The 16,592-nt window shown below is 68.9% G+C and carries 16 protein-coding genes; 12 read left to right on the top strand and 4 right to left on the bottom strand.

What is annotated here, in order from left to right; genetic code table 11:
• Nucleotides 1–23: 23 nt before the first annotated feature.
• Complete coding sequence (locus ACSHXC_RS07665; RefSeq protein ID WP_438290844.1) at nucleotides 24–323, bottom strand: hypothetical protein; 300 nt, start codon at nucleotides 321–323, stop codon at nucleotides 24–26.
• Here ACSHXC_RS07665 and ACSHXC_RS07660 point away from each other — a divergent pair.
• Complete coding sequence (locus tag ACSHXC_RS07660; protein ID WP_438296476.1) at nucleotides 207–938, top strand: transposase; 732 nt, start codon at nucleotides 207–209, stop codon at nucleotides 936–938. The two genes, ACSHXC_RS07665 and ACSHXC_RS07660, sit on opposite strands and share 117 nt — an antisense overlap.
• A gap of 59 nt (nucleotides 939–997) precedes the next feature.
• Here the strand turns inward: ACSHXC_RS07660 and ACSHXC_RS07655 are convergent, their stop codons facing one another.
• Nucleotides 998–1,579 carry a TetR/AcrR family transcriptional regulator gene (locus ACSHXC_RS07655; protein WP_184351227.1) on the bottom strand — a complete coding sequence of 194 codons (582 nt, stop codon included), beginning with the start codon at nucleotides 1,577–1,579 and terminating at the stop codon, nucleotides 998–1,000.
• A 1,094-nt stretch (nucleotides 1,580–2,673) separates the two neighbouring features.
• On the opposite strand from ACSHXC_RS07655, the gene ACSHXC_RS07650 reads away from it, so the two are divergent.
• From ACSHXC_RS07650 to ACSHXC_RS07610, 9 genes are all read left to right on the top strand, one after another.
• Nucleotides 2,674–3,882 (top strand): tyrosine-type recombinase/integrase, encoded by a 1,209-nt coding sequence (locus ACSHXC_RS07650; protein WP_438290843.1) that lies wholly within the window; start codon nucleotides 2,674–2,676, stop codon nucleotides 3,880–3,882.
• Between the two features lie 19 nt (nucleotides 3,883–3,901).
• Complete coding sequence (pcaDC, locus tag ACSHXC_RS07645; protein ID WP_438290842.1) at nucleotides 3,902–5,212, top strand: bifunctional 3-oxoadipate enol-lactonase/4-carboxymuconolactone decarboxylase PcaDC; 1,311 nt, start codon at nucleotides 3,902–3,904, stop codon at nucleotides 5,210–5,212.
• Between the two features lie 44 nt (nucleotides 5,213–5,256).
• A complete protein-coding gene (locus ACSHXC_RS07640) occupies nucleotides 5,257–5,895 on the top strand; it encodes an MBL fold metallo-hydrolase (protein ID WP_438290841.1) in 639 nt (212 codons plus the stop codon).
• A 30-nt stretch (nucleotides 5,896–5,925) separates the two neighbouring features.
• Nucleotides 5,926–6,705 carry an exodeoxyribonuclease III gene (locus ACSHXC_RS07635; protein ID WP_438290840.1) on the top strand — a complete coding sequence of 260 codons (780 nt, stop codon included), beginning with the start codon at nucleotides 5,926–5,928 and terminating at the stop codon, nucleotides 6,703–6,705.
• Nucleotides 6,706–6,787: 82 nt separating this feature from the next.
• The gene (locus ACSHXC_RS07630) at nucleotides 6,788–7,222 is read left to right on the top strand and encodes a DUF6278 family protein (RefSeq protein ID WP_438290839.1); all 435 of its coding nucleotides are present in this window, start codon (nucleotides 6,788–6,790) and stop codon (nucleotides 7,220–7,222) included.
• A 144-nt stretch (nucleotides 7,223–7,366) separates the two neighbouring features.
• Nucleotides 7,367–8,110, top strand: coding sequence for an amino acid ABC transporter ATP-binding protein (locus tag ACSHXC_RS07625; RefSeq protein ID WP_438290838.1), 744 nt, complete (start codon nucleotides 7,367–7,369; stop codon nucleotides 8,108–8,110).
• Between the two features lie 18 nt (nucleotides 8,111–8,128).
• Nucleotides 8,129–9,034 carry a glutamate ABC transporter substrate-binding protein gene (locus ACSHXC_RS07620; RefSeq protein WP_438290837.1) on the top strand — a complete coding sequence of 302 codons (906 nt, stop codon included), beginning with the start codon at nucleotides 8,129–8,131 and terminating at the stop codon, nucleotides 9,032–9,034.
• Nucleotides 9,035–9,041: 7 nt separating this feature from the next.
• On the top strand, nucleotides 9,042–9,686 hold the full coding sequence (locus ACSHXC_RS07615; protein WP_344374848.1) for an amino acid ABC transporter permease: 645 nt from the start codon (nucleotides 9,042–9,044) through the stop codon (nucleotides 9,684–9,686).
• Nucleotides 9,683–10,555 carry an amino acid ABC transporter permease gene (locus tag ACSHXC_RS07610; RefSeq protein ID WP_438290836.1) on the top strand — a complete coding sequence of 291 codons (873 nt, stop codon included), beginning with the start codon at nucleotides 9,683–9,685 and terminating at the stop codon, nucleotides 10,553–10,555. Before ACSHXC_RS07615 ends, ACSHXC_RS07610 begins: the two co-directional genes overlap by 4 nt.
• 36 nt (nucleotides 10,556–10,591) lie before the next feature.
• Here the strand turns inward: ACSHXC_RS07610 and ACSHXC_RS07605 are convergent, their stop codons facing one another.
• Both ACSHXC_RS07605 and ACSHXC_RS07600 read right to left on the bottom strand, forming a co-directional pair.
• A complete protein-coding gene (locus ACSHXC_RS07605; protein ID WP_438290835.1) occupies nucleotides 10,592–12,199 on the bottom strand; it encodes a CocE/NonD family hydrolase in 1,608 nt (535 codons plus the stop codon).
• Nucleotides 12,200–12,310: 111 nt separating this feature from the next.
• Complete coding sequence (locus tag ACSHXC_RS07600) at nucleotides 12,311–13,516, bottom strand: L,D-transpeptidase (RefSeq protein WP_438290834.1); 1,206 nt, start codon at nucleotides 13,514–13,516, stop codon at nucleotides 12,311–12,313.
• A 248-nt stretch (nucleotides 13,517–13,764) separates the two neighbouring features.
• Here ACSHXC_RS07600 and ACSHXC_RS07595 point away from each other — a divergent pair, with 248 nt between their 5' ends.
• Nucleotides 13,765–14,925 carry a lipid II:glycine glycyltransferase FemX gene (locus ACSHXC_RS07595; RefSeq protein WP_438290833.1) on the top strand — a complete coding sequence of 387 codons (1,161 nt, stop codon included), beginning with the start codon at nucleotides 13,765–13,767 and terminating at the stop codon, nucleotides 14,923–14,925.
• Nucleotides 14,922–16,562: a murein biosynthesis integral membrane protein MurJ gene (gene murJ, locus ACSHXC_RS07590; RefSeq protein ID WP_438290832.1), complete on the top strand. Its 1,641-nt coding sequence runs from the start codon at nucleotides 14,922–14,924 to the stop codon at nucleotides 16,560–16,562. The genes ACSHXC_RS07595 and murJ overlap by 4 nt, the downstream gene beginning before the upstream one ends.
• Nucleotides 16,563–16,592: the final 30 nt, after the last annotated feature.

The raw sequence follows: 16,592 nt of genomic DNA, 5'->3' as shown, positions 1-16,592 counted from the left end.
ACCCATCCCGGGCTGATCTTCGGCTACGAAAATCTTGCCACAGCCACGATCCTTGTACGCGGACAGCGGTCGGCATCCTGGCGCTGGTCGCGGGTCAAGACATCGAGCCCGCCGACGATTCCGACGGCAGCGACGGACGGTGGCGGATCGCCCGCCGCACCGCCCACGATCGGATCATCTCCACCGTCGACCCTGAATCCCGGCACATCCACAAGAACCGCACCCACCACCAGGACGGCTTCAAAGGGCACGTCTCCTTCGAGCCGGAGGCGGGCCTGTTCACAGCTGTCACCCTGACCTGCGGATACGGCGCGGACAACCATGAGGCCACGGTCGCACAGGAGTTACTGGCCGCCGAGGAGACCGGGCTGACGGTTCTGGGCGACGCCGCCTACGGCACCGGCGACCTCCGTGTCCTGCTGGCCGGGCAGGGCCACACCGCGGTCATCAAACCCGCCGCGAAACGCCAGGCCATCACCGACGGCTTCACCATCGACGACTTCCACATCGACCCCGCCGCCGGCACGGCCACCTGCCCGGCCGGACACACCGTCAACCTCGGCCGGCTACAACCAGGCGGCGTCTGCACCGCCCAGTTCAAGAAGGGCTGCCCCACCTGCCCGCTGCGGGAACGCTGCACCACTTCCAAGACCAAACGGCTCCTCAACATCCACCCCCGCTACGCCGAACTGGCGGCCGCCCGCCAGGCTGCCACCCATCCCGTCTGGCGGGCCGGGTACCGCCGCTGGCGGCCCCCGGTCGAGCGCGCCATCGCCTGGCTGGTCGCACACGGCAACCGCAGACTCCGCTACCGGGGCGTCATCAAGAACGAGCTTTGGCTCCACCACCGGGCCGCCGCTCTCAACCTCCGCCGACTGATCGACCTCGGGCTCACCCGCACCGCAAACAGCTGGACGATCAACGCCGCCACCGCCTGAAGCCAGGGTGCACCCACCTCGAAAACTACCACTGACCAGGCAAGGTTTTCAGTGATCTTCTAGGCCAGCAGGTCCACTGCGCAGCGCTCGGCGAGTTCTTCGGCGTGCGGGGGCAGCGGCCGACCCGCGCGCAGATATCGTCGGACCACTGCCAGCGGCAGTTCGATGACTGCCAGCATGACCCGGTCGACTTCGAGCTCGGCGGTGGCCCCCCCGCGCTCGGCGAGTTCTGCCACCGCCTCCAGCACCCGCTTGTTGCCGTCGTCGGCGCGCCGTGCGTACTCCTCCGGCCATTCGTCGCGGCCGAAGGATTGCGGCCCGTGCAAGAGCACCGCGGCCTCCCGTGGGTTCTGCCGACTCCAGGCGACGACGTGTCGGGCCGCGGCGGCCCCGGCCCGCAGCGGATCCCCGTCGGATTGCAGCGCGGCGAAGTATCCGGTTTGGAAGTGTTCGACGGTCCGCAGCCACAACTCGGCCAGCAGGGCGAGCCGCTGCGGGAACCGGTGGTAGATGGAGCCGTTAGGCACGCCGCTGGCGCGGGCGATCGCCGACATCGTCACCGCCGCCGGGCCCGCGTCGGCCGCGATCCGCACGGCGGTGTCCAGCAGCTGGGTCTCGTCGTAGCGAGGTGGTCGGGCCATGAAATAGAGAGTACGCTCCACATTGCGGTGGAGCGAGCCGTGGTCGCTGCCTGGTCCGCCGGGACCCGGTGTGAGCAGCATCCGGAGCCGCGGTCGACGCGAGATCGCTGGAGTGTATGGCCCCCGCACTGCGGCGTGGCCGGATTCATGATTGATCCCGTCGGCCGTGTGCCGAACTACACCATGCCGCACCGGAATTCGTACGCCTCGGGCGCGGCGGAGGGATGACAGGCAGCCGGAGCGCCGCCACCTCAGCATCACACCTGGTGAAGAGCACACACCTACATCCCCGCCACCGCGGGACCACAGCACACCCCAGGGACGGGGACACCCGTTCCCCTACTCAAGTACGCTCACGACCAGCAGCTCAGCAGGAAAACCTGTACAAGACTCAGGCTTGACCGGCCTCGCCCTTTCAGGGATGACACTCCCCTTCGTTGAGAAGACGTTACTGCGTCATGGTCGCCCTCGCCTATGACGCGGCTTTGCGGCGCGAGGAACTGTGCTTCCTGCGGCCTGAAGACCGTGCCCCCGCCCACCGGACCCTGCGGACTCGGGCCGAATTGGACAAGACCCGGCGGGAATGCGTCGTCTCTTACTGCCTTGCGTGCGTAACAGCGCGCTCGCCGTGAAATACATGAGTGGGTGAGGCTGAGCGTTGGATTCCGGGCTGGTGACGCGGTGCGATACCCGCGTCGTTGGTACTTCAATATGCGTTGTGGCCTGTGTCCTCGATCGGGTCACCAGCGATGGATTACTTGTGTTCGACGCGCGCTGCGTCTTCCCTGTTCTGCAGTTCTGCCAGGCGGCCTCCTGAAGGAGGCCGCTATGACTGCGACGGGCAAGGTCTCGTCGTGCAGGGCGATACATAGCAGACGATCCCCGGTTAGCGAAACCGGGGATCGTCCCGAGTATTGAGGGTGTTCGCATTCGGTTGTGCTTGGCAGTGGAGCCGTGGCGGACGAAGCAGACAGCGCTGCAAACCGCGCGAGGAGGGCGCTGTTGTCTGCTGCCCTGATGACTGCGGTGTCCCTTCGCTGAAAGGCAGCGATGGCGCCGCCAACGTGGAGTTTCTACGCCCTCAAGGAGAGTGAGTGCCCCTGTCTCAACCGATCAAGAAGCTGCCGCCGAACGCGAAGGGCCACGTCCGGTACCGGTTTGTGGTTGACGTCGGGACTGACCCGGCCACCGGGAAGCGCAAGCAGCTGACCCGTACCCTCGGGACGCTCAAGGAGGCGCAGGCCGAGTACGCAGGTATTGCGGTCCGTCGCCACAATGGGGCGCTCGTGTCGCGCAACAAGATGACCGTGAACGAGTGGCTCGATCAGTGGCTTGCCAAGAAGGCGGAAGACCTGGAAGAGACCACGATCTCCACCTACCGCGTGACCCTGGACCGTGTCCGGGGCAGGCTTGGGCACATCCGGCTCCAAGAGCTCACAGAGGACGATGTCGAAGCATGGATGCTGTGGGCGCTTCGGGAGGGCCGCGTACGTGCCACGAAGGCGGGCTCCGGCCTGGGAGTGACCTCGGTAGAGATGTCCTTCACGCGGCTGAAGGAAGCCCTCAACCGGGCAGTGTCTCGCCGCCTGGTCGCGGTGAACGTGGCCCAGGAGGTCAGGATCCCCCGAAAGGTGCGCAAGGCGGAGCGGCAGGCCAAGGCTGAGGTACCGCCCTGGAGTCTCGCGGAGGTCCATGCTTTCGTCCTCACGGTGAGGGACCACAGGCTGTACGCCCCGCTCCTCCTGTCGTTGATGGGCCTGCGCCCGGCGGAGGTGTGCGGCATGCGTTGGGTCGATCTGGACTTGGACACAGCCACCCTGATCGTTGCCAATACGCGCACGCTGATGGGGAACAAGACCGTGGTCGAGAAGGACACGAAGTCGCTCGCAGGGGAACGGGACCTCCCGCTGCCGGCTCCGGTGAGAGAAGCCCTCCGGAGGTTCAAGGCGGCCCAGGCTGCTGAAAAGCGGGCGGCGGGGCAGGCGTACGAGGACAGTGGGTACGTGCTGGTGGACGAACTCGGGATGCCGCTCACCGTGAAGCAATTGCGTGAGCAGGCGTACAAGGTCATGGCTGACAACGCGCTGCGACGGGTTCGTTTGTACGATGCCCGTGCGAGTTGCTTCACCTACCTGGCGAACAACGGGGTTTCCGACCATCTCCTTGCCCGATGGGCGGGGCACACCGATGTGAGGACCACGAAGCGCTGGTACGTGAAGCCGGACGTGGAAGACCTCCGCTCGGCGGCGGATGTCTGGAGTGGTCTGACCGGTGCCCCGACCCCTGTCGTGAGAGAAATGTGAGACGTGGGAGCGTGGTCAGGTGAGTGAGACGACTGCGAATACCCTGCAATACCGCATTGACGGGCCAGAAGACGCTCCAGTTCTGGTTCTGGGCCCCTCCCTGGGTACCACATGGCACATGTGGGACCGCCAGATACCCGAGCTGGCCGGTAGCTGGCGGGTCGTCCGGTTCGACCTGCCGGGCCACGGTGGCGCCCCCGCCCAGCCGGCCCACTCCATAGCCGACCTTGGCGACCGGCTGATCGCCACCCTCGACGGCCTCGGCGTCCAGCGCTTCGGCTACGCCGGCTGTTCCATCGGCGGCGCGATCGGCGCCGATCTGGCGCTGCGCCACCCGCACCGGGTCGCCTCGCTGGCCCTGGTCGCGGCCTCTCCCCGGTTCGGCACCGCCGACGAGTTCCGCCAGCGCGGTGTGATCGTCCGCGCCAACGGCATGGACCCGATGGCGCGCTCCGCGCCCGAGCGCTGGTTCACCCCCGCCTACGCCGCCGCCCAGCCCGCGATCGTGGAGTGGGCCGTGCAGATGGTCCGCACCACCGACCCCGCCTGCTACATCGCGGCCTGCGAGGCGCTCGCCGCCTTCGACATCCGCGCCGAGCTCGGCCGTATCACCGCCCCCACGCTCGCCCTGGTCGGCGCCGAGGACCGGGTGACCGGGCCCGGGGACGCGCGCACGCTGGTCGCGGGCATCCCCGGCGCCGGCCTCGCCGTGGTGCCGGGTGCGTCCCACCTGGCCCCGGTCGAGCAGCCGGCGGCCGTCACCGACCTCCTCGTACGCCACTTCTCGACGGCCTGGCAGGCTGCGCCCGATTCAACGACGGGGCTCACCGCGATTCCGGCGCCGCCCGCCGTGGCCGCGCCGATGGCACCCATGGCCCCCGACGCATCGCTCGCGCCGGAGGCTCCGGCCGAGGAAGCGGCCCCCGCCCCCGTCGAGCCGCCCGTGACGCCGGACGCGTACGAGCTCGGGATGAAGATCCGGCGCGAAGTCCTCGGCGATGCCCATGTGGACGCGGAGACGGCCGGCGCCGACGCCTTCGGCACCGACTTCGACGAGCTCACCACCCGCCACGCCTGGGGCGAGGTGTGGGCGCGCGACGGCCTCGACCGGCGGACCCGGGCCGCGGTGGCCCTCGCCGCGCTCGCGACGGGCGGCCACCTGGACGACCTCGCGGCCCACACCCGCGCCGCGCTGCGCGCCGGGCTCACCCCGGACGAGATCAAGGAAGTGCTGCTCCAGACCGGCGTGTACTGCGGCGTTCCCGCGGCGAACGCCGCTTTCCGGGTCGCCGGCGCGGTCATCCGGGAGGAGACGACCCCGCGCGGATGACCTGATTCCGCGCCCATCCGCGGCGCCGGGAGCAGGATGGGGGCATGAGCCTGAAGCTGACCAAGAAGACCCATGCCTGCGTCCGGCTGGAGAAGGACGGCCGCACCCTCGTCATCGACCCGGGTACGTTCAGCGAGAGCGACGCGGCGCTCGGTGCCGACGCCGTCCTGGTCACCCACGAGCACCTCGACCACTTCAACGAGGAGCGGCTGCGGACCGGCCTCGAAGCCAACCCCGCCGCCGAGATCTGGACCCTGCGCAGCGTCGCGGAGAAGATCTCGGCGGCCTTTCCCGGCCGCGTCCACACGGTCGGCCACGGCGACGCCTTCAGCGCTGCCGGCTTCGACATCCAGGTCCACGGCGAGCTGCATGCGGTGATCCACCCGGACATCCCGCGCATCACCAACATCGGCTTCCTGGTGGACGGTTCGGTCTTCCACCCCGGCGACGCCCTCACCGTCCCCGACCACGCCGTGGACACCCTGATGCTTCCGGTGATGGCCCCCTGGAACAAGATCTCCGAGGTCATCGACTACGTGCGCGAGGTCAAGCCGCGCCGTGCCATCGACATCCACGACGCCCTGCTCACCGACCTCGCCCGGCCCATCTACGACTCGCAGATCGGCGGCCTCGGCGGCGCCGAGCACGCGCGTCTGACGCCCGGGGACTCGACGCAGCTGTGAGTGTCGGAGCCGGGCGGTAGGTTGGGATCCATGCGCATCGCCACCTGGAACGTCAACTCGATCACCGCCCGGCTGCCCCGCCTGCTGGCCTGGCTGGAGAGCACCGGCACGGACGTGCTGTGCATCCAGGAGACCAAGACCACCGCCGAGGGCTTCCCCGCCGCCGAGCTGCGCGAGCTCGGCTACGAGTCCGCGGTCAACGCCACTGGCCGGTGGAACGGGGTGGCCCTGGTCTCCCGCGTCGGCCTCGACGACGTCGTGCTCGGCCTGCCCGGCGGCCCCGACTACGAGGGGACCGAGGAGCCGCGCGCCATCTCCGCGACCTGCGGCGGCGTCCGCCTCTGGTCGGTCTACGTGCCCAACGGCCGCGAGGTCGAGCACGACCACTACGCGTACAAGCTGACCTGGTTCGAGGCCCTGAAGGCGGCCGTCGCCGAGGACGCCGCAGGCCAGCGCCCGTTCGCGGTGCTCGGCGACTTCAACGTGGCGCCGACCGACGAGGACGTCTACGACCCGGCGGTCTTCGAGGGCCTCACCCATGTCACCCCCGCCGAGCGCGCGGCCCTCGCCGCCCTGCGCGAGGCGGGCCTGTCCGACGTGGTGCCCCGCCCGCTCAAGTACGACCGTCCCTACACGTACTGGGACTACCGCCAGCTGGCGTTCCCCAAGAACCGGGGCATGCGCATCGACCTGGTCTACGGGAACGCGCCGTTCGCCAAGGCCGTCAAGGACAGCTACGTGGACCGCGAGGAGCGCAAGGGCAAGGGCGCGTCCGACCACGCGCCGGTCGTGGTGGACCTAGAGGTCTGAGGGCCGCGGGTCACCCCGGGGTTGACGTGGCACCCCGCGTGCCTTGTAGTGCAACCGAGCCTCGAATGGGAGTCTGGATCGTATGAACTTCCTCCAGAACTGGCGAAAGCGGCACACAACGGAGCCCGGGGTGGCGGTCTACGGGGCCGTCCGGGAAGATCCCGAGGGCGTCGCCGAGCTGCTCTCGGAGTGCGAGCTGCTGCGGACCAGAGCCTGGCAGAACAAGCTCGAACTCGACGACTCCCCGACGTCGTTGGAGGCGCTCGACCAGCTGCCCCCGCGCTGGCGCGAGGATCCGGAGGAGCTGCCCTGGCTCGGCAACGACGCCGGCCTGTATCTGGGCACCGTCATCGTGCGCACCGTCCCGGGCGCGAGCTGGGACGTGTGGCCCAGCGGTCAGCCGGTGGTGCGGCTCGCCTCCGGCCGCGAGATCGACGTCGTGGACGCGGGCCTCACCTGGGCCGCGACGGGCGCTCCCGAGCTGTTCCAGGTGTACGCCGAGGCCTCGGAGGCCTGACCGGCTCCGCACCTGAGCGCCCTGCGGATCCGGCGCGGCCAAAATACGCTTTATGCCCTATTTATGCGTGTCGAGATGAAGTGCCCTACCGGGCTGGATAGTTTGCGCTGACCTCGACACCGCGATGAGTGGGCAGGACAGCGTATGGCCGTCGATCCGTTGATCGAGCTGCGTGACGTCAACAAGCACTACGGGACGCTGCACGTCCTCCAGAACATCAACCTCACCGTCGGGCGCGGGGAGGTGGTGGTGGTCATCGGCCCGTCCGGCTCGGGCAAATCGACGCTCTGCCGGACGATGAACCGGCTGGAGACGATCGAGTCCGGCTCGATCGCCATCGACGGCAGACCCCTCCCCGAGGAGGGCAAGGGCCTCGCCGAGCTCCGCGCCGAAGTGGGCATGGTCTTCCAGTCGTTCAACCTCTTCGCGCACAAGACCGTCCTCGCCAATGTCTCGCTGGCCCAGATCAAGGTCCGGGGCCGCAAGAAAGAGGACGCGGACAAGCGTTCGCGCGAGCTTCTGGACCGGGTCGGCCTCGCCTCGCAGGCGGATAAGCTCCCCGCCCAGCTCTCCGGCGGCCAGCAGCAGCGCGTGGCCATCGCCCGCGCCCTGGCCATGGACCCCAAGGTCATGCTCTTCGACGAGCCCACCTCCGCGCTCGACCCGGAGATGATCAACGAGGTGCTCGAAGTCATGCAGCAGCTCGCCCGCGACGGCATGACCATGGTCGTCGTCACCCACGAGATGGGCTTCGCCCGCTCCGCCGCCAACCGCGTCGTGTTCATGGCGGACGGCCGCATCATCGAGGACCGCACCCCCGACGACTTCTTCACCAACCCGCAGAGCGACCGGGCCAAGGACTTCCTCTCCAAGATCCTCAAGCACTGAGCGGGGGTGTACGCAACGATGATGGCCACACGACGCGCGCTCGCCGCCCTGTTCCTCGCCCTGGCCGTGGCCGGCTGCGGCAAATCGGGCAGCCCGCCGGTGAAGGGCCCGAAGGCCGAACTGCTGCCGCACTACACGGTGGCCAAGGACATCAGCCTCCCCGAGTCCTCCGTGTGGCGGCGGGCGAAGAACCGCGGCCACCTGATCGTCGGTGCCAAGGAGGACCAGCCCTATCTCGGCGAGAAGGACCCGGCCACCGGCGTCTACACCGGGTTCGACATCGAGATCGCCAAGATGATGTCCGCGTCCCTCGGCTTCGACCCGAAGACCATCGAGTTCAAGACGATCGCCTCGGCGAACCGCGAAACCGCTCTGCAGAACGGCCAGATCGACTACTACGTCGGCACCTACACCATCAACGACAAGCGCAAGAAGCTCGTCGGCTTCGCTGGCCCGTACTACATGGCCGGGCAGGGCCTCCTTGTCCGCAAGGACGAGAACGGCCTCACCGCGCCCCAGGACTTCGACGGCAAGCGGGTCTGCTCGGCCGCCGGGTCGACCCCGTTCCAGCGGATGCAGAAGGACTACCCGAAGGTCGACATGGTCGCCTACGACACGTACTCCGTGTGCGTGGACAACCTGCTCACCTTCCAGGTCTCCGCGGTCACCACCGACGACACCATCCTGAGCGGCTACGCGGCCAAGGTGCCCGACGAACTCAAGGTCGTCGGCAAGCCGTTCTCCAAGGAGCCGTACGGCGTCGGCGTGCCCAAGAGCGACAACACGCTGCGGTTCGCGCTCGACGACGCCATCGAGGCCCACGAGAAGAACGGCGACTGGAAGAAGGCGTACGCCGCGACGCTCGGCCTGTCCGGGCGCCCCGCCGCCCCCGCCCCGCCCATCGACCGCTACCCGGCGAGCTGAGGCCGCAATGGACGTACTCACCAAGAACTTCTCGCTGTACGGCAAGGGATTCCTCGGCACCGTCGAACTCACCGTCTACGCCTCGGTTCTGGCGCTCGCGCTCGGCTTCGTCATGGCGTCCTGCCGGGTCTCGCCGGTCGGCTCGTTCCGGGTGCTCGGCACGGTGTGGGTGACCGTGCTGCGCAACACCCCGCTGACGCTGTTGTTCTTCGCCGTGCTGCTCGGCCTGCCGCGCTTCGGCCTGGTGCTGCCCTTCCAGCTCTTCGCGGTGATCGCGCTCGGCTGCTACACCTCGTCGTTCATCTGCGAGGCGCTGCGCTCCGGCATCAACACCGTGCCCAAGGGGCAGGGCGAGGCGGCCAGAAGCCTCGGGATGACCTTCGGGCAGACCCTGTCCACGGTGGTGCTTCCCCAGGCCTTCCGGTCCGTGATCCCGCCGATCGGCTCCACCTTGATCGCACTCGCGAAGAACTCCGCGATCGCCGGGGCGTTCAGCGTCACCGAACTCCTCGGCACGTACAAGACGTTGAGCGAGCTCGGCTACAACATCATCTGGACCTTCGTCTGGATCGCGATCGGCTACCTGATCATCACCCTCTTCATCAGCGCCGTCTTCAACATCCTCGAAAAGCGCTGGGGAGTCGCCCGATGACCGCGCCACTGGCCAAGGAATCCACCGCCCTCTACGACATCCCCGGGCCCAGGACCCAGCAGCGGCACCTGGTCTACGGGGTCATCTCGACGGCCCTGATCCTCGCCCTGTTCGGCTGGGTCGTCTATCTCCTCTTCGACACCGACCAGTTCACCTCGGCGAAGTGGATGCCGTTCGAGTACAAGGGCATCCAGGAGCTGCTGCTCCGCGGGCTCGGCAACACGCTGCGGGCCTTCGCGTTCGCCTCGGTGTTCTCCATCGCGCTCGGCGCGGTCCTCGCCACCGGACGGCTCTCCGACCACCGGCCGCTGCGCTGGATCGCGACCCTGCTCGTCGAGTTCTTCCGCGCGATGCCCGTCCTCGTGATGATCTTCTTCATCTTCGTGGCGCTGAAGGTGCAGCCGCTGCCCGCCCTGGTGGCCGGGCTCACGCTCTACAACGGCTCGGTGCTCGCCGAGGTCTTCAGAACCGGCGTCAACTCCGTGGAACGCGGCCAGAAGGAGGCGGCATTCTCACTCGGCATGCGCAAGACGCAGGTCATGACGTACGTGCTGGTCCCGCAGGGGATCCGGGCGATGCTGCCGACCATCATCAGCCAGCTGGTGGTCGCCCTGAAGGACACCTCGCTCGGCTACCTGATCACCTATGAGGAGTTCCTGCACGCGGGGAAACTCATCGCATCGAATCTCGACTACGATTTGCCGTTCATCCCCGTGGTGATGGTGATCTCGCCGATCTACATCGGGATGTGCATGCTGCTCTCCTGGTTCGCCACCTGGATGGCCAGGAGACAGAAGCGCAATCCCAAGACGGAGGCCGTGGACGTCGCACCGGCTGAACCAGGGACGCTGCTGCCGGGTGTGCAGTAGCTGAGGGGCAAGAGCCCGCCCGGCAGCAGCCGGTGATCACTTCTCGCGGAGAGGGACCGTCAGACTGGACGGGTCTGACGCGGGCGAGGAGAAGGTCAGCTGCGCGCCGAGCGGGTTGTGCTCGATGTAGAGCGGGTCGACGGTGTCCACCACCAGTGCCAGATGATGGCCGGCCGGAACGTCGTACGACGTGGAGAAGAGCTCCAGGTCGACGGGGAACGGCTTGCCGGGCGTCTGTCCGTGGAAGGTGAAGGGGGCGTTGCTGACCAGCTTGCCGAGGCCGAGCGGGCCCACGTCGTAGAGGTATGCGACGAGGGTGCCGCTCTCCTTGGTCGAGGTGAGTGTGGTGTGCAGTTTGGCGGTTCCCCGGATCCTGCGGTCCTCGCCGTACGCGGGGGACTGCCACACCGCCGCGAACGAGCGCGGAAGCAGCGGGATCGACGCCATCGGCGGCAGCTTCGCGAACTGGTCCAGGATGCTGGACAGGAAGATGATCCCGCCGTCGGCGCCCGAGTCGATGTTCGCCCAGATCTTCTGCGTGCCGTTCAGCGCCAGCTTATCCGTGGCCGCGCCGACCGCCTGCCAGCTGGGATAGCCCTCGTACGAGCCGTCGGTACGCGACTTGAGCTGGACGGGCTGCTCCTTGTCGATGCCGTTGTCGGCGCCCTTGAGGTAGTGGTCGAACCAGCGGTGGGCGTCGCTCCACACGTCGTTGGGCAGCCCGAGCAGGCCGGTCGCCTCGGCGGTGGCGTGGTCGCCGGGGCGGAATTCGAGGCGCTTGGGGCCGGTCAGCTTCGAGAAGAAGTCGGCGTACTGGTTGGGCGGGAAGAGGCTGTCGCCCCAGGCGTTGCCGAGCATGAGGGCGGCGCCGTTCTTGTTGATCTGGTCCAGATGGGTCGCGGGGGAGCGCTTCCTGCCCCAGTCGATCATGTCCTGTTCCTTGGACAGGTCGGAGCCGAGGAACTCCTTGAGGATCTGGTTCAGTTCGGCGCTCGGGCGGCCGGTGATCTGCCCCGCGGCGCCCAGCATGGCGGCGGCCTGGAGGTGCTGGGTGCGGCCGCTGTAGATGGACTGGATGAGGTCGGCCCAGCCGCTCATCGCCACCACTGCCTTGATCCGCTTGTCGTGACCGGCGGCGAGCAGACTGATGCCCGCGCCGTACGAGACGCCGCCCATGCCGATCCGCGCGGGGTCGGAGGGGGTGTGGGCGAGCGCCCAGTCGATCACGGAGGAGACGTCGGCGACGTCCGGCGGGCCCGCCACCTCGATGTTGCCGCCCGAGAGCCAGAAGCCGCGCGAGGTGTAACTGACCACCGTGTAGCCCGCGTCGGCGAGCTTCTGGGCCTGGGCGAGGTACTCGATCTGCGGCATGCCCCAGCTGGTGGGGAAGACGATCAGCGGGTACCTGTCGCCGGCCTTGGCCCCGGCCGGGGTGAACACATTGCCCTTGAGGGTGATCCCGCCGGAGCCGGGGATGTCGTAGAACTTCAGGCCGCTGCTCGCCGAGGCGGCGGCCGCGGCTCTCGCCGGGGCCGCCTCGGCCGCGGGGGCGAGGCCGAAGGCGGCGCCCGCGAACAGGGCCGCGGCGGTGACCGCCGCGGCCGTGGTCCTGGACGGCCGGCCGGACAGGTGGTGGGGGGCCATGAATCGCTCCTCGCTCGCGCCGGTGCAAAGTGACCCGACGGTAACCGTGAGGACTTACCTGAGGTAACTGGTCGGTAAGTTACGCGAGGGTAACGATTATTGGACGGGGTGTCAGTTGCCGGTGGTACCTGTGTTGCCGGTGTTGCCCGTGAGTGCGCTCTTGGCCTTCCAGGCGTCGTACGACAGATTCCACTCGCCGTAGCCGTTGTTGAGGGCCTGGGTGCCCTTCGCGTCGTCGCCGGTGATCTCGAACGGGTCGCCCACCTGCACCGAGTCGTACACGAACTTGGCGTCGGAGTCGCTCATGCCGATGCAGCCCGAGCTCTTGTTGGCGGAGCCGAAGTAGCCGGAGTTCCACGGCGCCGCGTGTGCGTACATGCCCGACCAGGTCAGCCGCATCGAGTAGTCGACCATCTTGTTGTACGAGCTGCCGAGGCCGACGGTCTCCGAGTTCATGTTGATCGTCCCCTCCTTCGCCATGAGGACGGTCTTGCCGCGCCAGGACGCCTTGTCGCCGCCGGGGGTGCCCGCCGACATCGCGATGTCCTTCACCAACTGGCCGTCGCGGAACAGCTTGAGGCGGTGGTTGTCGAGGTCGACCTTGACGAGCTGGTTCTTGCCGACGGTGAAGCCGGTCTTGTAGTCCTTGGTGAACCAGCCGCCCGAGGGGCCCGAGTCCACACCGTTGAGGTCGGCCTCCAGGGTCACCTTCGTGCCGGGCTTCCAGTAGTCCTTGGGACGCCAGTCGATGCGCGACTTGCCGGAGTAGTCCTCCATCCACCCCCAGGAACCCTCGGTGTTGTCGGAGGTGGTCACCTTCAGCTGCTTCTCCACCTCGGCCTTGTTCTTCACCGGGTGGTCGAACACGATCGAGAGCGGCTGGCCGATGCCGACCGTGGAGTCCTTGCCGGGCGCCAGGCTCAGCTTGTTCTCCTTCTCGGGGGCCGCGGTCGCGAAGTCGGCCTTCGCGCTGCCGCCCTTGTCGTCCTTGGCCTCGACCGCGTACGACGTGCCGGGCGCGGCCTTCCGGTCCGAGGTCCAGGTCTTGCCGTCGGCGGATATCTTTCCGTCGAGCTTGCCGCCCTTGGTGTCGGTGACCGTGACGCTCTGCAGCTTGCCGTCGGCGAGCGTCACCTTCACCGGCTCGCCCGCCTTCGCCTGCTTGCCCGTCAGATTCACCGAAATCTCGGTCTTCTTGTCGGACTTGAGATCGGACTTCGCGCCGGACGAGGAATCGCCGCCGCCGCAGGCGGTCAGCGCCGCGGCGAGCACCGCCGTTCCGGCTATGGCGGCCAGGCGGACCGGTCGGCGGGGCAAAGTGTGACGGCGTATGCGGCTCAACTGGAAAACCTCCGTTGCAAATGCTTTTCCGTAGGTGAGAGTCACCAGCTGGACTTTAGGTTGCAGGACGCGCCGGGAAACTCTCGATTCGTTGTGTGACAAGGACCGCAGCGCCATGGTCATGGTCCCGTCACATTCGTAGTGCAGGGCGGTCACGGATCGCTGTGAGCATCCTGTGCATCCCCGACGGGCCGACGGCGGGGCGCACTTGGGAGGCCACAGACGTGTCCGCACTGCTGGTGACCGGTGACCGCGACCAGGACGCCGGGGTCCGCGGCCTCACCGCCGCCGAGTACCGCTCCTTTCTCGCGGGCCGCGCCGACGTCAGCTTTCTGCAATGCCCCTCGTGGGCCGAGGTGAAGGACCAATGGTTCTCGGAAAGGGTCGGATGGTCCCTTGACAACGGTGAATTGACCGGGGTCGCCCAGATCCTCTACCGGCAATTCCCCGGCACCCGGAAATACTTCGCCTACCTTCCGGAAGGCCCGGTGGCCGACTGGGCCGACCCCGAAATGGACCGCTGGCTCCAGCCGTTGCTGCGCCACCTGCGCCGGGCGGGCGCCTTCGCGGTACGGATCGGGCCCACGCCCGCCTACCGCCGCTGGGACGCCGCCCGCCTGAAGGCCTCCACCGGAACCGGCCGCAGGATCGGCGACGTCCTGGCCACCGAGGTCGACCCGCTCGGCTCCGCGGTCGCGGAACGCCTGCGGACCCGGGGCTGGAAGCGGTGCGGCGGGGACGACGACGGCGACGCGGACGCCCAGCCCCGCCACGTCTTCCGGCTGCCCCTGGCCGGCCGCAGCACCGACGAGCTGTGGGCCGGGCTCAACCAGGAGTGGCGGCGCAACGTGCGCGCCGCCGACCGGGCCGGGGTGCAGGTCGTCGCCGGGGGAGCCGGGGACCTGCCCGAGTTCTACCGGCTGCTCAGGATCACCGAGGAGCGCGACGGGTTCCGGCTCGGCCGCTCGCTCGCGTACTACGAGCAGCAGTACGCGGCCCTGAACGCCGAACAGCCCGGCCGGATGCGGCTCTGCCTCGCCGTCCACCAGGGCGAGGTGCTCGCCGCGCACACCATGATCACGGTGGGCCGGCGGGTCTGGTACCAGACCGGTGCCTCCGCCGACCACCGCCGCGAGGTCCGCCCCAGCAACGCGCTCCAGTGGCAGATGATCCAGGACGCCCGAGCGCTGGGCGCCGAGGTGTACGACATGCGCGGGGTACCCTCCACTCTTGATCCGCGGGACCGGCCCTTCGGCCTCCTGCGCTGGAAGCTCGGCACCGGAGGGCAGGTCGTCGAGACGCTGGGCGAGTGGGAGACATCCATGGGCGGGACCACCAACAACGCGCTGTACCGCGCGTTCCAGGCGTATATGGCTCGCCGGTGACCGCGACCGCCACGGCGGAGGCCGTGGACAAGAGCTCAGGCCTGCTGCGCAGCAGCGCGCTGATGGCGGCGGGCTCGATCGTCTCGCGCGCGACCGGCTTCGTACGCTCCGCGGTGATCGCGGCCGCGCTCGGTGTGGGCCTGCTCGGCGACGGCTACGCGGTCGCCAACAACGTCCCCAACATCCTCTACATGCTGCTCATCGGCGGCACCCTCAACGCGGTCTTCGTGCCCGAGCTGGTGCGCGCCGCCAAGGAGCACGCCGACGGGGGCGCGGCCTACACCGACCGGCTGATGACCGCCTGCACCACCGCGCTGGTCGGTCTCACGGCACTCGCGGTGTTCGCCGCGCCGTGGATCGTCGGCGCGTACACCGACTACACCGGCACCCAGGCCGACCTCACGGTCGCGCTCGCCCGCTACTGCCTGCCGCAGATCCTCTTCTACGGCCTGTTCACCCTGTTCGGCCAGGTCCTCAACGCGCGCGGCCGGTTCGGCGCCATGATGTGGACGCCGGTGCTCAACAACCTTGTCGTCATAGGGGTGTTCGGGCTCTACCTCGCCCTGGCCGCGTCCGGCGGGGGCACGCTGAGCGCGGGCGACGCCCGGCTGCTCGGCTGGGGCACCACGGCCGGCATAGCCGTGCAGGCCCTCGCCCTCGTCCCCTCGCTGCGCTCGGCAGGGTTCCGTTGGCGGCCCCGGTTCGACTGGCGCGGCAGCGGGCTCGGCCGGCCGCTGAAGTCGGCGGGCTGGGCGGTGCTGCTCGTCGTCTCCAACCAGCTCGCGTACTGGGTGGTGACCCGGCTCGCCACCACCGCGGGGGCCGAAGCCGTGGCGGAGGGCGTCGGCGGGGGAGCGGGATACACCGCGTACACCAACGCGTACGTGCTCTGGATGGTGCCGCACGGCATCGTCACCGTGTCCCTGGTCACCGCGCTCATGCCCCGGATGAGCCGGGCCTCGGCGGACGGCGACCTCGCGGGGGTGCGCGCGGACCTCTCGTACGGGCTGCGGACGTGTGCCGCGGTGATCGTCCCCGCGGCCTGCGCGCTGTTCGCGCTCGCGCCCTGGATCCTCGGCTCGGTCTACGAGTACGGCAGGACGGGCGCCGGTGACATCACGGTGATGGCGGGCATGCTCATGGCGTTCGCGCCCGGCCTGATCGCGCTGTCGGGCCAGTACGTCCTGTCCCGCGGCTTCTACGCGCTCGGCGACACCCGCACCCCGTTCCTGCTCAACCTCGTCATCGCCGGGGTGAACGCGGGCCTCACCGTCGTCGCCTACCTGGTGCTGCCCGCGCGCTGGGCGGTGACCGGGATCGCCGGGGCCTACACGGTGGCCCTCTTCGCGGGGCTCGCGGTCACGGCGTACACCCTGAACCGCAGGATCGGCGGCGGCCCGCTGCTCCGCTCCCCGGCGCTGCTCGCCCATCTGCGGCTGCTCCTGGGGTGCGTCCCCGCGGCGGCGCTCGGCTGTGCGGCTGCCCGCGCGGCCGACCCGCTCGGCAGCGTCGCGGCGGCGGGCGCCGGAGCGGTGACGCTCGCCCTCGCCCTCGCCGTGCTGGCCCGGCCGCTCGGCCTCACCGACATCAACGCCGTGATCGCCAAGGTCCGCGGCGGCCGCCGCCGAACCCGGTGACGGGACAAAAGAGACGGTTGGGATACTGAC

Origin of the sequence: Streptomyces sp. HUAS TT7 (genome assembly GCF_051550175.1) — a bacterium.
In the GTDB taxonomy this organism is placed as follows: Bacteria; Actinomycetota; Actinomycetes; order Streptomycetales; family Streptomycetaceae; genus Streptomyces.
Note: the sequence above shows the minus strand (reverse complement) of the source record. Positions and strands in the feature narration are given on the sequence as shown.